Origin of the sequence: Paragemmobacter kunshanensis (assembly GCF_011059185.1) — a bacterium.
Taxonomy (GTDB): domain Bacteria; phylum Pseudomonadota; class Alphaproteobacteria; order Rhodobacterales; family Rhodobacteraceae; genus Paragemmobacter; species Paragemmobacter kunshanensis.
Genome location: NZ_JAALFE010000015.1, coordinates 73,612 through 87,285 on the forward strand (window position 1 = coordinate 73,612; position 13,674 = coordinate 87,285).

A 13,674-nucleotide genomic window follows, 5' to 3' on the forward strand; every position below is an offset into this window, starting at 1 on the left:
GATTCATCTTAACATTTGCAAATTTCCTGATGCCGACGTCATCTGCGCCAGCGATTCCCGGCAGTTCCCTTGCCGGATTGGCTTGTGCCTGCGGCCCGGCAATCTTCGGGCGGATTTTGTGAAAGGAATTTTTTCGATGCGCACGGACATTGCCGTTGTCATCGTGAACTACGGCACGGCAGACATGGCCATCGCCGCTGTCGACAGTGTGCTGGATCGCGCGGCAGACGGACTTGGCGTCGAAATCCACCTTGTCGACAACGCTTCGCCGGGCAACGATGCCGCCATCTTCATGGAAACGGCGAAGCGCTGGCCGGATACCGTCTTCCTTCACCTGGAATCCGAAAACCACGGCTTCGGACGGGGCAACAATGTGGTTCTGCGAAAACTTGCCGAACGCCAGAACCCGCCTGACAAGGTCTACCTCCTCAACCCCGATGCGCGCCTTGTCACCAATGCCGTGGCAGAACTCGCCGCCTTCCTTGATGCGCATCCGAAGGCTGCCGTCGTCGGCAGCAGCATCCTGCACGAAACGACACTCGAACCGGTGGTCTGCGCCTTCCGTTTCCCGGGCGCGATATCCGAATTCGAAGCCAGCGTCAGCTTCGGCCCGGTCACGCGCCTGTGCAAGGAACACCTCGTCGCCTTTCCCCCCGGCATGGAAACCCGCGAGGTGGACTGGGTCTCGGGTGCTTCCATGATGGTCAGGCTGGATGCTGTCCGAGAGATCGGTTTCTTCGATCCGGATTACTTTCTCTATTTCGAGGAAGTCGATCTGATGCATCGGCTCAAGAAGCGTGGATGGCAGGTCTGGCATCTGGCTGACGCAAAGATCATTCACGTTGCCGGGGCCTCGACAGGCGTAAGCACGGCCAACCTCGATCGCCCCCCGATGCCTGCCTACTGGTTCGACAGTTGGCGACACTACTATGTAAAGCAGCATGGTCGCGCGGGCGCGATCCGGATCTGGCTGGCCCGTTGGTCGGGAACGATCATCGGGAACCTGCTCAGCCGCCTTCGCGGAAAACCGTCCCAAAATCCCCGCAACTTCGCTGCCGACTTTCGCCGTTTCGTGCTGGTGCCGCTTGTGAGCGGCACCGCCCGGACGGACAGATCCTGAGTCTGCCGATGTCGCAGGCCGATCCGATCAAGATCCCCAACCCGCCGCCGCGCATCGCGGCCGTGCTGATCGGTCGAAACGAAGGACGCCGCCTGCTGGATGCGCTTGCCGCGATCCCGGCCGAAGTTGCACCCGTCATCTATGTGGACTCCGGCTCGACAGACGGATCCGTGGCAGCGGCACAGGCAGCCGGGGCGATTGTCATCGAACTCGACATGACCAGGCCCTTCACGGCCGCCCGCGCAAGGAACACAGGATTCGCCGCCCTTGCCGACCATCGCCCGGATTATGTGCAGTTCATTGATGGCGATTGCGCCCTTGCGCCCGGCTGGATCGAAACCGCCGCCTCCTTCCTTGACGTCAACCCGCAGGTCGGCGCGGTCTGTGGTCGCCGTCGGGAGAAGTTTCCCGAAGCCTCCGTCTGGAACCGCCTTTGCGATGAGGAATGGAACACGCCCGTCGGCAAGGCGCTTGCCTGCGGCGGCGACGTGATGATGCGCAGCGCGGCCTTTGCAGCGGTCGGCGGGTTCAATCCGGGCCTGATTGCCGGTGAAGAACCGGAACTCTGCGTTCGCCTCCGGGCTGCCGGATGGGAGATCTGGCGCCTTGATGCAGAGATGACAAGGCATGACGCCGCAATGACGCGTTTCGCGCAGTGGTGGAAAAGGATGCGGCGCGGCGGTCACGCCTTCGCCGAAGGGGCAGCCCTGCATGGCGCCCCGCCTGAACGCCACTTCATGGCCGAAACCCGGCGTGCGATTGTGTGGGGCGGGCTTTTGCCGCTGATCGCGGTCGCGGGAACAGTGTTGACCCCGTACTCGCTGTTTCTTCTGCTTGCATGGCCCCTGCAGGTCATCCGGCTTTCGCCGCGCTTCGGTATGACGCGGGCCTTCTTTCTGACTCTGGGCAAGATCCCCGAAGCGATAGGTGTGGCAGAATACTGGATGCGGCGCTTGATCCACCGACCCGCCGGATTGATGGAGTACAAGTGAAAAGGCCTGTCTTCCCCAAAAGCGCCGATCAGGCCCGGACCGGGGGCGCCATTGCCGGCCGTCAGAGGGCGGATGAATGATGGACCAGACAGCCCCGCCTGCGATCAGCATCCTGATCGCAGCGCGCAACGAGGAAGCCTATATCGGCACCTGTCTTCAATCGCTGCTGGCCCAGGTGTTTCCCATGGCAGGCGGATTTGAAGTCATCGTCGCGGCGAATGCCTGCACGGATGCCACCGTCGAGAAGGCCCTCGGCTTTGCCCGATCCTTTGCCGATCTTGGACATCGCCTCAAGGTGCTGAACCTTGCCGAAGGCGGCAAGCTTGGGGCCCTCGCCGCCGCAGAAGCCGCCGCAGAAGGCCGGGTCATTGCCTATCTGGACGCCGATGTGACATGCGACCCCACCCTTCTGGCAGAGATCGTGGGCGTTCTTGACCATGAAGTTCCCCTTTACGCGACAGGCACGCTGCATGTCGCGAAGGCCGCAACGGCGATCACGCGCATCTACGCCCGTATCTGGGTGCGCCTGCCATTCGTTCAGGGCGGGGCCGTCGGCGCCGGCTTCTTTGCCATGAACCGGGCGGGGCGCGCGCGCTGGGATGCCTGGCCGCGCATCATCTCGGACGATACCTTCGCCCGCCTGAATTTCCTCCCGGCCGAGCGTATCGAGGTCAGCGCAAGGTATCACTGGCCGATGGTCGAGGGTTTCGGCAACCTCGTCCGGGTCAGGCGCAGGCAGGATGCCGGCGTGGCGGAAATCGCGCGCCTCTATCCGGGCCTGCTGAAGAACGAAGCGAAGGCACCGATCACCAGGGCGATCCTCGCGCGCCTTGCCATGACGGATCCCTTGGGACTTGCGGTCTATCTTTCCGTCCATGTGGCGGTCCGCCTGCGCCGCAAGACAGGCGAATGGACGCGCGGCCGCTAGCTCCGAACCGGTTTGCGCGCACGAAAGAACACTTCTCCGTCAAGCGGCTGCGGCGGAACGGCCAGATCAAACCCGGCCTTCTGCAACAGACTCCGCATCGCGCGGCGTGACGGATAGACGGGATAGGACGTCGAAACCTTCTTGCGCCGAAAGATCAGACGGCGTCCCAGCAGCATGTAGGCGGCGGTGTTCACGATGGTAATGACATAGCCCTTGGCCGATCCGGCGCCGCCCATCAGGCTGTGCGCCTGCCCGAAAAGAAACCTGCTCCACGACCCGGATATGAGAAGCACCTCGCCTCCGGGCCTGAGAACGCGGTAGATCTCCTGCAGGGCGGGCTGGATGTCGAAATACTGATGTGAGGACACGCAAAGAACCGTGTCGAACTTGTCACTTTCGAACGGGATGCGCTCTGCCGCTCCGGCTACGGCGCGGATGGACTCCAATCCTTCAACCTCGGCGAAGATGGCCCCCATCTGACGATAGGCTTCGATCGGTTCAATCCCGATGGCCGCAGTTCCCAACCGCGCCAGGGACATCAGGTTTATCCCGCTGCCACTGCCGATCTCCAGGACCGACCGCCCGCTGAGCAACTGCGAAACGATATCCGGCGCGGCCTTGGCGAACGGCAGTTCGCGGTCCCGCTCGCGCCAGAACATGTATTCCCGAAAGGAATCCGCTGCAGCCCATCCCTCGGACGTCAGCCTTTGTCCAGCAGGCTCGATCCACCCCATCGACCGCGCAAGGGCATTGATCTTCTCTGTGCCAGGCGGCTCCGGTCCGCCCAGTTGAAGGGTCGCCATGTAGCGCGCAACTGAAAGCGGATCATGCTCTCTCAGGGCTTGCCTTACCCGCCCTTCAGTCTGCGCAGTCAGTTCCATTCAACCATCCGAATGCAGAAACAAAGCCCGTATCCATGCTGTCCCTGCACCAGCGATAAATGCGTCCCATCCCTGGTCCGGGGGGTTGACGTTCACGGTCGGGATATAAACCTTAGTTAAGATGGTCACCGACCGGGCGCGCAACAAGAGTTAAGTTCCCGAATTGGCCGCTTGTGCAATTGTATTTCGGAGAATTGCCTGATGACATCCCGTCTGTACGGTGGAATTGCCGCCGCGCTGTTCAGTGTCCTTGCCCTGTCGTCCGGTCCGGCCCTGGCGCAGGAACCACTTCCGCCTCGTGAAGCAAGTCCCCTGACGGTCAGGCAGATCCATAGCGGCCACAGCTTGTCGGATACCTATATGGCCAATCCCTGGCCAGGACGGCTCATCCTTGCCACCGAAACGCAGCGCGGATCACGGCCCCATGATACCATCTTCAATTCCGCCATTCCCGGGGCGCCGATGCATTGGCGCTGGAACAACCCGACGGCCTATCCGGACGCCCGACAGAACATCGACGAGTTCGAACTTCTGGTGATCACCGAAAGCGTGCCCCTGCAGGTCCGGGAGGATTACTTCAAGGCCGATACGCTGGACTGGATCGACCGCTGGGTCGACCATGCCTGGAAAGAGGGCAATGGCGGCAAGGGTGCCGAGGTGATGCTCTACACGTCATGGATCTGGTGGCAGCATTCCGGAACACCGCCCGAATATGATCAGGAGGCGGACATTCCCTTTCGTGAACGCCTGGATATCGACGGCGCCCGCTGGGAACGCATTCAGGATCACGCCAATTCCAACCGGCCCGAGGGCATGCCGCCCATCTACATGATCCCCGGTCATCGGATGCTCATGCGGATTTATGATGACATCGAAGCAGGCAAGGCACCCGGGCTTTCCTCGATTGGGGAAATCTTCGCGGATGACATCCACCTCAACCATATCGGCCAGTATGCCATCACCACGCTGGTCTATGCCGTGATCTATCAACGCAATCCACGCGAACTGCCTGATCGCCTTGCCGTACCGGACGATCGCCTCAGCGCTGCCCAGGCACGCTATTTCAAGCAGATCGCCTGGGAGATCGCGACCAGCTACAACAGGACCGGCGTTCCCCCGACCTGAAGGCGCTCAGTCCCGCCCCAGCAGGATGGACAAGCCCTTCTCAAGCGGGACATGCGCGCTTGCGCCCAGCAGGGATGCTGCCCGCGCGGGATCGCCGAGTGAATCGCGGATATCGCCGACACGTGCCTCGCCATGCCGAACCTCCGGCGTGATCCCGTGCAGGCGGCCCAAAATTCCGATCAGGTCCAGAAGGGTGGTCGTCCGTCCCGTGCAGATGTTGAACACCTGCCCCGCAGCCGCATCCGCATGGGCCATTCCGGCCAGGAGAAAGGACACGACATCCGCAACAAAGACAAAGTCCCTTGTCTGCATCCCGTCCCCGAAGACCGTCACTGGCAGGCCGCGGCCAATGCGATCATTGAAGATCGAAATCACCCCCGAATAGGCCGAGGAAGGGTCTTGCCGCGGCCCGTAGATGTTGAACGGCCGGAAGCCCACCGTCGAAAGCCCATGCACCCCATGCGCGATGCTTCCGTGCAGCTCCGATCCAAGCTTGTCCGCCCCATAGGCTGTCATCGGACGTGTCGGCCGTGTTTCCGCAATCGGACCCGCGCCCGCATCACCATAGACCGCCGCCGATGACGTATAGACGACGGGGATATGTCCGGCCCGCGCGGCTGCCTCGAAAACCGTCACGGATCCGGTCTGATTGGTCAGATGCCCCTCTCGCCAATGTTCGTTGCAATAGGCAACCGATGCGATCCCGGCCAGATGGAACACCCCGACGCATCCCTTGATCGCGCCGGATACCGCATCCGGATCAGAGACATCCCCCTCGACGACGCGGACCGACGCATCAAGATTGCCCCGCTTTCCGGTCGACATGTTATCCAGCACGACCACGTCATCGCCACGCAGCAGCAGGGCGTCCGCAAGGTGCGATCCGACAAAGCCGCATCCACCCGTGATGAGGTATCTTGCCATTCTCTTTTCCCTTCAGAAGCCCATCATCCGCAACCGCAGGCGCGCGGCATCGTCATGCCGTCCGACGCCGACCCGCGGGATGGCAAATCGGTCATCCCCCGCCCGCCAGAGGCCGCCATCCAGCGCCACAGCCGTTTCAAACCCGATCTCGCGTGCCGCATCCCGCAAGGCGGCGGAATGATTGCCATTTGGCCAGGCAAAATGCGCGATCTCCTGCCCCGTCCATTCGCGCAGCAATTCGGCGGATCGCGCCATGCTGGCGCGCGCCTCTGCAACGGGGATCTGGTCCAGCAGATTGTGACAATGGCTATGCGCCCCGATCATCACCCAGGGACTCGCCGCAAGGGCCTGCAACTCCGTCAGGGTCATGGGCCCCATCGGTGCGCGCCCATCCGGCAAGGGATGCACGGACAGGATGGCATCCGCCATCTCTTCACGCGTTGCGGGATCCACGCGCTTCATCGCCTCTAGCAGATCGCCCAAGACGGCCCAGCGCGTGTTGCCGGGCCGGGCCGGAATATCCCAGTGCCCCAGGCCCTTGACATCCACGCTTCGCGCACCCTCGCCCAATGCGCCCATGATCCGGTCAAACCAGTAGGCCCGCCCGGTTTCGATCTGGGCAGTGGCCACATATACGGTGACCGGAACACGCAGGTCATCCAGCATGGGCAACAGATGGCGAAACAGCCCGGCCTCGCCATCATCAAAGGTCAGAACGACACGCGGGCGCCTGCTGCCCGGTCGCCCAGGCTGATCGTGAACCGCCGTCGCCAGCGGCACGATATCATAGTCTTCGGCAATCATCTCCAGATGGGCCTGAAGATCCGTCGCACGAAGCACGGTCCATGCATCCGGTCCGCCCCTGTCCGGGCCGATCGTATGGTAGCAAAGGACGGTCAAGGGATCGCCCGACAGCGCACGCCTCTGGATGACCCGGCGCACCGGACCAAACGCAAGAACGGCCCTTGCCGCCTGCTTCAGGCCGCTCAAGGCGCCCCTCCCCCCACGAACAGGGCGGCAAGTCGCGCGGCCTCGGTATCGACATGATGCCGCTCCCGCGCGCGCACCATGCCCGCCCGGCCCATGGCGGCAAGCTTTTCCACCGGGCAATCGAGGGCCTCGACAAGCGCCTTCGACAGGCTCTCGACATCTCCGGTCGGCACCAGCCAGCCCGTCCGGCCCGCTTCGACCAGTTCCGGTATCCCGGCCACGAATGTCGAAATGACGGGCCGCCCCTGGGCCATTGCCTCCATCAGCACGACGGGCAGCCCTTCCATCAGGCTGGGCTGCACGACCACTGTCGCCTCGGTGATCAGCCGGCGGACTTCGTCGCTGCCGATCCAGCCCGTCACATGCACCTGCGCGCCCAGACCAAGCGCCCGGATCCGCGTGTCGATCAGATCGCGGAATTCGCCGTCCCCGGCAAAGACCAGCCTGACATCGGGGCGGCCCAGTCGGGCAAAGGCATCGAGCAGCGTCAGGTGGCCCTTCTCGGCACAAAGCCGCCCGATGCAAAGCAATACGGGGCTTGCAGGGAACGGGGCGGGCTCTTTTGCGAAGAACCCCTCGTCCAGGCCACAGTGAACCACCTTCAGCTTCGGCCAGTCGGCAGCCGGCAGAACACGCATCAACTGGGCGCGCGTATAGCTGCTGACCGTAACCACGAAACGCGCCGCCGCCGTCTTGCGCGGAAACGAGAGCGCGCGCGCGTTGTCGGATTCATCCGCGCCATGCACGGTAAAGCTGTATCCCGGCCCTCCCAGCAGATGCAGAAGATGGGCCACATCGGCAGAGTTGGTTCCGAAATGCGCATGCAGATGGGTTACCCCCTCTGCCTCCAGCCACAGGCGCAACTGGCAGGCATGCGCGAACCAGATCACATGATAGGGCCACGGGCGGACAGATCGGCGCGACATCGCAAGTGCGGCCTTCAGCGCCCGGAAGGCGGCGCCCGGCTGTCGAAGAAATGTCCGCAAGACAGCCTTTGCCAACCCGCCGAGCCCGTCCTTCAGCACGAAACGGGTCTTGGTGCGCTCTTCCTGATCCAGAGGATCCACAACCTCGGCATCCCAACCCCGGATGGCGAAACGCCTAACCGTCACCCCCATCCGCTCCAGGGCCAGAATTTCCCGGCGGATGAAGGTATGGCTTACCTTGGGATACTGGTTGACCAGATAGGCAACCTTCAGATCCCGCAGGTGGGTGGTGCTGTCCAAAGCACGGTCTGTCGCATCCAGCACGTCAGGCTCCATCTCCCGCCGACCAGAGCGGCCAGGACGAATTTAACTTGTGTTAGCATTCCTCACCGCAGGAACGGCAGAGGGCCAGGCCTCTGAACACGATAACCTTGGTAAATATGTGGCGCAGGAGGCGCACTCCCGGGCATCTGACAGGCAAGAACGGGGCGGGCCTTCCCCAATCAAAACCTGGCTATTCCCCCATCGTTCATTCAGGTAAACGCATGTGGCGCGAGCTGCTGCAAACTGAAAGACCCATGATGCCCAGCCTCCTGATGATTGCCCCGGCACCCGTCATTGTTCGCGGTGATGTCGTTCTGCTTGACGTGAAGTTCGCCGAAGGCATGGCAGCCCAGGCGGCCGAATGGAACGGGCGGATGGACTGCATCCTCTGGGAAGGTGCCGAGCGGATCGCCTTTCCGGTTGAGATGAGGCGCTCTGATCTACCCTGGGGACTTGTGACCCTCTCCCCGGGCGCGGACTTGCCGATTGATGCGGGCAGGGATCATGATCTTGTCTTTGCATCTGCCGACATGCACGAAACTCTCATGATTGCCGCGCAGGGCCGGACCCCCGTGGTCTATACCGTCGAATACTCGCATCGGACGCGCCTCGACATTCTTGCCCTCGAAACAGCGCGCAATCCCCTGCGCAGGCTTCGCCGCCGCCTCTGGCTGGAACAGCAGGAGCGGCGGCGCAAGCGTGCCTTTCAGGCGGCGGCGGCCATTCAATCCAACGGCTATCCCTGCGCCCGGGCCTATGCCCATCTGACGTCGGACATGCATCTCTATCTCGACAATCGGATGACGCCGGACCGGTTCGTCACCGATACGGAATTGAACGGCAGGCTGGAGCGTCTCGCACAGGGAAAGCCTCTTCGGATCGTCTATTCAGGCCGCCTCGATCCGATGAAGGGCACGCAGGATCTTGTTCCCCTTGCAAAACGTCTTCATGGCCGAGGTTTCGCATTCGAACTGGACATTTTCGGAGACGGCATCCTGTCCGCAACCATGCGCGAGCAGATCTCGGCGCTGGGGCTTTCGGATCATGTCCGCCTGCATGGCAATGTCGATTTCGCAAGCGAACTGGTGCCCTGGCAGCGCCAGATCCCGGACATCTTCCTCAGCTGTCACCGCCAGGGCGATCCATCCTGCACCTATATCGAAAGCATGGGCTGCGGTCTGCCGATCGTCGGCTACGCGAACGAGATGTGGCAACCCCTCTGCGAGGCAAGCAGGGGCGGTTGGCATGTTCCCGTAGCCGATATCGGCGCCTTGGCCGATCGCATCGCGACCCTGCCCCGTCAGGACATCGCCCAAGCGGCCGTGGCGGCAGCAGCTTTTGCCCGCGCGCATGACTTCCAGACCGAGTTCACGGGCAGGATGGCCCATCTGAAACGTGTTGCCGCCCGCAGCTGAGGTATCGTCGCATGCCCGGTGACGGCGCCCCTGATCAACGCGGGCTGTAGTCGTAGCCGTAGCCCTCGCCTTCGTCCATGTAGCGGCACTTGTTCAGCACGACGCCCAGAACCGCCGTGTGATCGGCCAGTTCCTTGCCCGCCCTGTCGATCTCGGCCACGGTGCTTTGCTCGCTGGCAGCAACCATCAGCGCGCAATCGACCTGATCGAGGAAGGAAAGCGTGTCATCGGTCACCAGAACCGGCGGCATGTCGAAAAGCATCACATCCGGACGATAGCGCTCCTCGATGGCGTCAATGGCCGCGCCCGTCTGCGTCGAAGACAGGATCTCTGCCGAATTCGCGACCGCCTTCGTATTGACCCCGAATGCCAGATTCGCGCCGATCCGCACCAGCCCATGTTCCGGCGGCTCTTCTCCGGAAAGGACATCCGGCAGATGGGGCGCGCGGTTCAGACCCAGCGCCCGCATGATGTTGGGACGGCGCAGGTCCAGATCCAGCACCACGATCCTGAGTTCTGTCTGCCGCGCCAGGCTGAAGGCAAGGTTCAGGCAGGTCGTCGACTTGCCGCACCCACCGCTGGGCGAGGTGATGGCAACCCTTGTCCATGAGTTTTCGCGCAGGTGGCGCATCATGTTCGTGCGGACCAGGTCAAAGGCCGTGGCGGCCGGGCCGGGCACATGCGCGACGATGCGCGCCTCTTCAAAGACCTGGCGGTTGAACGGCGCCTCGCCCAATGTTGCCCAGGCCGCCGTGACACGACCGTCATCCTTGGCAACGGGCAGTTTGGCAGGCTGGATCGTCGCCAGTTGCTGGCGCGCGGCACGTCCCTTGGCGATTGCGGTCTGGATACGCTCCATGGTCAGTTACCTCAATTCTCGGCCGGGGCTTCGGCGGCAGATGACGGGGCGGCCCCTTCGACGCTGGTCGTCTGGGTGGCCGATGGCATCATCAGATAGATGGCAACGCCGATCAGCACCGGCAGCAAGACCCCGGCGATGATCATCGTTCTCCTCGTCAGCGCGCGTTGTCTGCGCTCTTCCTCGCGGGTGGTGATGTAGGGAATGGTGCCGAATGGCGTGATGCCCAGCGCCGTCACCAACTCGGCGGGCCGCCGGACAGTGCGATTCAGCAGATCGGTCAGGAACAGCATCGCCATGATCCCGACAAGGCCGACGGCAAAGCCCCCCAGCAGGATCAGGTTCCGGTTCGGCGCAGCCGGCTCCGAAGGCGGAATGGCCGGATCGACGACGATGATGCGTTGGCCCCGTGCGGTCACCTCGATCCTGTCGCCCATGCGGGCATCGGCAAGGCTCTGGACGGCCTGATCATACTGAACGCGCAGGTTCTCGAAATCGCTTTGCAATTCGCCCAGGGCGATGGCATTCGCCGGGGTCGCCTCGATGGAAACCGCAAGATCCTCCAACTCCCTTTCCAGCAGCGACTTCTGCTCTGCCAGAAAGTCGATCTGACCGTCGATATCCGCAATCTGCAGATCGAAGGCACTCAGCGTGCCCGTCCCGGTTCCGCCACCGATCTGCTGCCGGACCGCCTGTTCAAGGGCGGCCACCTGTGTCTGCAGGGCGCGAACGCGGGGATTATCCGGGGAGTAGATCACCAGGGCCGAAGCCAGTTCCTGCCGCAGTTCTTCCAGCCGGACCTGCTCCGGGCTCAGCCCGTCAAGGGTCGGCCCAAGGCGCCCGGTCTGTTCATAGAGATCCGCAAGGCGCTGACGCCGGTCGCGCAATCCGGCCAACTCGCGTTCCACCTGCAGCAGACGCTCTTGCTGGGCCGATTGGCGGCTGCGGCGGAACTCCAGGCTTTCCGGCAGGGCATTTCGGTTTGCCTGCTCGAACTCCAGGATGCGCGCATTCTGCGCGCCGATCTCCTGGCTCAGGCGCTTTACCTCCTGCTGGAAGAAATCCAGCGTCCCGCCCGATGCCCCCGTCCGCAGCTCCACGTTCTGCCGCAGGATCTGCTCCACGATCTCATTCGTCACGGCAGCGGATTCGCCCGGCGTCGGCGCCCCGAAGGAAACGGTCACAACCCCCGTGCGCAACTCCATTCCCGGCAGCGCCATGGTGATCCGGTTGCGCATGTCCGCCACGATGGCGTCTTCCGGCATGCCCGTCGCTTCGGCATGGATGCCGAACTTGCGCGACAGGTCCAACAGGTTGGAATGGGTCAGGATGCGTTGCTGGATGGCCAGCAGGATCTCTGTCGCGGTGGAGCTGACGGTTGATGCCGCCAGTTCATCAGGGATCTGCGGGTTCTCGACCAGAAGCCGCGCCTCGGCCCGATAGACCGGGGGCAAGGTATAGGCCAGCACGATCCCGGCAACCGTCGACAGGGCAAGGATGGCAAGCGCGTAGTGCAGCCGCCGACGCAGCAACGAAAGGTAGAAGCGATAGTCGAAAGTCATGTTCATGCGTCACCCTTCGGATCACTGGCATCGGTCATGGGAATGAATGATCCGTCGTTCAGAACTTCAGAGACGATGCCCCGGTCAACCTGCTTGCGCCCGGCGGTAAAGGCATAGACCAGGGACAGATCGCAAAGCCGGTTCACCAGCCTCGGCACGCCGCCCGTCTTTTCATGGATCAGCTGGATCGCGTCAGCCGTGAACAGGCGCCTCTCGCGGCCGGCCACCTTCAGACGATGCGCGACATAGTTCTTGACCGTCGGCAGGTCCATCGCGGGAAGGTGGAACAGGGCACCGACGCGCTGCGCAAACTGGCGCATGTCACGCCGGGAAATCATGTCGCGCAATTCGGGCTGCCCCACCAGTACAAGCTGCAGCAGGACATCGCGGCCCGTATTGATGTTGGTGTACATGCGCAATTCCTCGAGCGCTTCCCGATCAAGGTTCTGCGCCTCGTCGAAGATCAGGATCACCCGATGACCTTGCGCATATTCATCAATCACATAGGCCTGGAAGCGAGAGAACAGGTCGACATAGGTTTCCTCCGGCCGCGCCGGCTGATCGAGGGCCATCAGAACCCAGCGGATCAACTCGGCCCGCGATCCATGCGGATTGGAAATCAGCCCGACCTTCACCTCTGGCACCAGCGACCGAAGCATGTGCTGCAGCAGGGTCGTCTTGCCTGCCCCGACCTCGCCGGTGATCAGGGTGATCGGCGCATGGGTCATTACCCCGTATTCCAGCATCGCATAGGCGCGCTTGTGCGCGGCTGACCAGAACAGGAAGTCCGGGTCGGGCGTGATCGAAAACGGCTGCGCCGTCAGGCCGAAATGTTCGGTATAGATATCCAGCGCCTCAAGAACCGGTACAGGGGCCGGGGGCGCGCTTTCCGCGATCTTGCCGCGCGGCTTGCGCCGTCCGGCAACGCTGGGAAGCGGGGGAATCTCATCCGGTGTCGGCGTGCGTGGCACGGGGGGTTCGGACCGTGGCACACGGTCATCCTGCCCGGCAGCCCCCTGCCCGCCCCAACCGCGCCCGACAAATCGGCTCAGGCCGGGAATGACGTTCCACATCTGCACTCTCCTCATGACCCGTCCGCGCGCCGGGCCAACGGACGCGCCAGAACCATCCATGCCGATCCGGCCATGGTTGACTTCCGAAAGAGAGAGACCGTCACGTTCTCAGGCAAAGGCAGCACGCTGTTCATCGAGGTTGATCGCGTCAGTCCGGGCATGCTGCGCCGCGTTGAAGGGTTTGTGCGGCCCGCTGCCCGCATTCCCTTACCCACCCTGTGCGTCGAATCATCCCAGACCATTCGGCTTCAACGTTTGTTAACACTTCTTTTAGAGCAGGATTACCCTCCTGATGGGTCCAGTTCACTAACAATAGTTAAGATTGCGGCGTCACGTCGTCGCTCCGGTGGCAGCGCAAAGACATAGTGACACGATGATCAACGGCGCGACCGCGCCTCGGATCGGGTTCGGCATCTCATGACATGCGCGCGCCCGATGCGGCGGAAACCCGCCATCGTCCCTCGCCAAGGATCCGAACATCGGGCCAAGGCGCATGAAAGACGACCGCCTTCATCCGTCCAGATCCAGAAATCCCTCGCCTTTCCATGGCGTTGC

Annotated in this window: 12 protein-coding genes; 5 read left to right on the forward strand and 7 right to left on the reverse strand. The window is 62.8% G+C overall.

The window, feature by feature from the left end; all coding sequences use genetic code 11:
* Positions 1-136 precede the first annotated feature (136 nt).
* The 3 genes from G5V65_RS15095 (at position 137) to G5V65_RS15105 (ending at position 3,040) form a co-directional block, all read left to right on the forward strand.
* On the forward strand, positions 137-1,120 hold the full coding sequence (locus G5V65_RS15095; protein ID WP_165051651.1) for a glycosyltransferase family 2 protein: 984 nt from the start codon (positions 137-139) through the stop codon (positions 1,118-1,120).
* Between the two features lie 8 nt (positions 1,121-1,128).
* Entirely contained in the window at positions 1,129-2,112 is a 984-nt protein-coding gene (locus G5V65_RS15100; RefSeq protein ID WP_165051741.1) for a glycosyltransferase family 2 protein, read from the forward strand.
* A 76-nt stretch (positions 2,113-2,188) separates the two neighbouring features.
* Positions 2,189-3,040: a glycosyltransferase family 2 protein gene (locus tag G5V65_RS15105; RefSeq protein ID WP_343162854.1), complete on the forward strand. Its 852-nt coding sequence runs from the start codon at positions 2,189-2,191 to the stop codon at positions 3,038-3,040.
* On the opposite strand, the gene G5V65_RS15110 is transcribed toward G5V65_RS15105, so the two are convergent.
* Positions 3,037-3,921: a class I SAM-dependent methyltransferase gene (locus tag G5V65_RS15110; protein ID WP_165051653.1), complete on the reverse strand. Its 885-nt coding sequence runs from the start codon at positions 3,919-3,921 to the stop codon at positions 3,037-3,039. The genes G5V65_RS15105 and G5V65_RS15110 overlap by 4 nt on opposite strands.
* A gap of 201 nt (positions 3,922-4,122) precedes the next feature.
* Between G5V65_RS15110 and G5V65_RS15115 the strand changes: the two genes are divergently transcribed.
* Complete coding sequence (locus G5V65_RS15115; RefSeq protein WP_165051654.1) at positions 4,123-5,046, forward strand: hypothetical protein; 924 nt, start codon at positions 4,123-4,125, stop codon at positions 5,044-5,046.
* A 6-nt stretch (positions 5,047-5,052) separates the two neighbouring features.
* Here G5V65_RS15115 and G5V65_RS15120 read toward each other — a convergent pair whose 3' ends face one another.
* From G5V65_RS15120 to G5V65_RS15130, 3 genes are read right to left on the reverse strand one after another with little or no spacing between them, the layout of a single operon-like run.
* Positions 5,053-5,970: an NAD-dependent epimerase/dehydratase family protein gene (locus tag G5V65_RS15120; RefSeq protein ID WP_165051656.1), complete on the reverse strand. Its 918-nt coding sequence runs from the start codon at positions 5,968-5,970 to the stop codon at positions 5,053-5,055.
* A gap of 12 nt (positions 5,971-5,982) precedes the next feature.
* Positions 5,983-6,960, reverse strand: a complete 978-nt coding sequence (locus G5V65_RS15125; protein WP_165051659.1) for a polysaccharide deacetylase family protein — start codon at positions 6,958-6,960, stop codon at positions 5,983-5,985.
* Entirely contained in the window at positions 6,957-8,210 is a 1,254-nt protein-coding gene (locus G5V65_RS15130) for a glycosyltransferase (RefSeq protein ID WP_206526815.1), read from the reverse strand. The genes G5V65_RS15125 and G5V65_RS15130 overlap by 4 nt, the downstream gene beginning before the upstream one ends.
* Positions 8,211-8,464: 254 nt before the next feature.
* Between G5V65_RS15130 and G5V65_RS15135 the strand changes: the two genes are divergently transcribed.
* Complete coding sequence (locus G5V65_RS15135; protein ID WP_165051661.1) at positions 8,465-9,625, forward strand: glycosyltransferase; 1,161 nt, start codon at positions 8,465-8,467, stop codon at positions 9,623-9,625.
* 34 nt (positions 9,626-9,659) lie between these two features.
* Here G5V65_RS15135 and G5V65_RS15140 read toward each other — a convergent pair whose 3' ends face one another.
* From G5V65_RS15140 to G5V65_RS15150, 3 genes are read right to left on the reverse strand one after another with little or no spacing between them, the layout of a single operon-like run.
* Positions 9,660-10,484 (reverse strand): tyrosine-protein kinase family protein, encoded by an 825-nt coding sequence (locus G5V65_RS15140; RefSeq protein ID WP_165051663.1) that lies wholly within the window; start codon positions 10,482-10,484, stop codon positions 9,660-9,662.
* A gap of 11 nt (positions 10,485-10,495) precedes the next feature.
* The gene (locus G5V65_RS15145; RefSeq protein WP_165051666.1) at positions 10,496-12,052 is read right to left on the reverse strand and encodes a GumC family protein; all 1,557 of its coding nucleotides are present in this window, start codon (positions 12,050-12,052) and stop codon (positions 10,496-10,498) included.
* Positions 12,049-13,119: an ExeA family protein gene (locus G5V65_RS15150; protein ID WP_165051668.1), complete on the reverse strand. Its 1,071-nt coding sequence runs from the start codon at positions 13,117-13,119 to the stop codon at positions 12,049-12,051. The genes G5V65_RS15145 and G5V65_RS15150 overlap by 4 nt, the downstream gene beginning before the upstream one ends.
* Positions 13,120-13,674 lie beyond the last annotated feature (555 nt).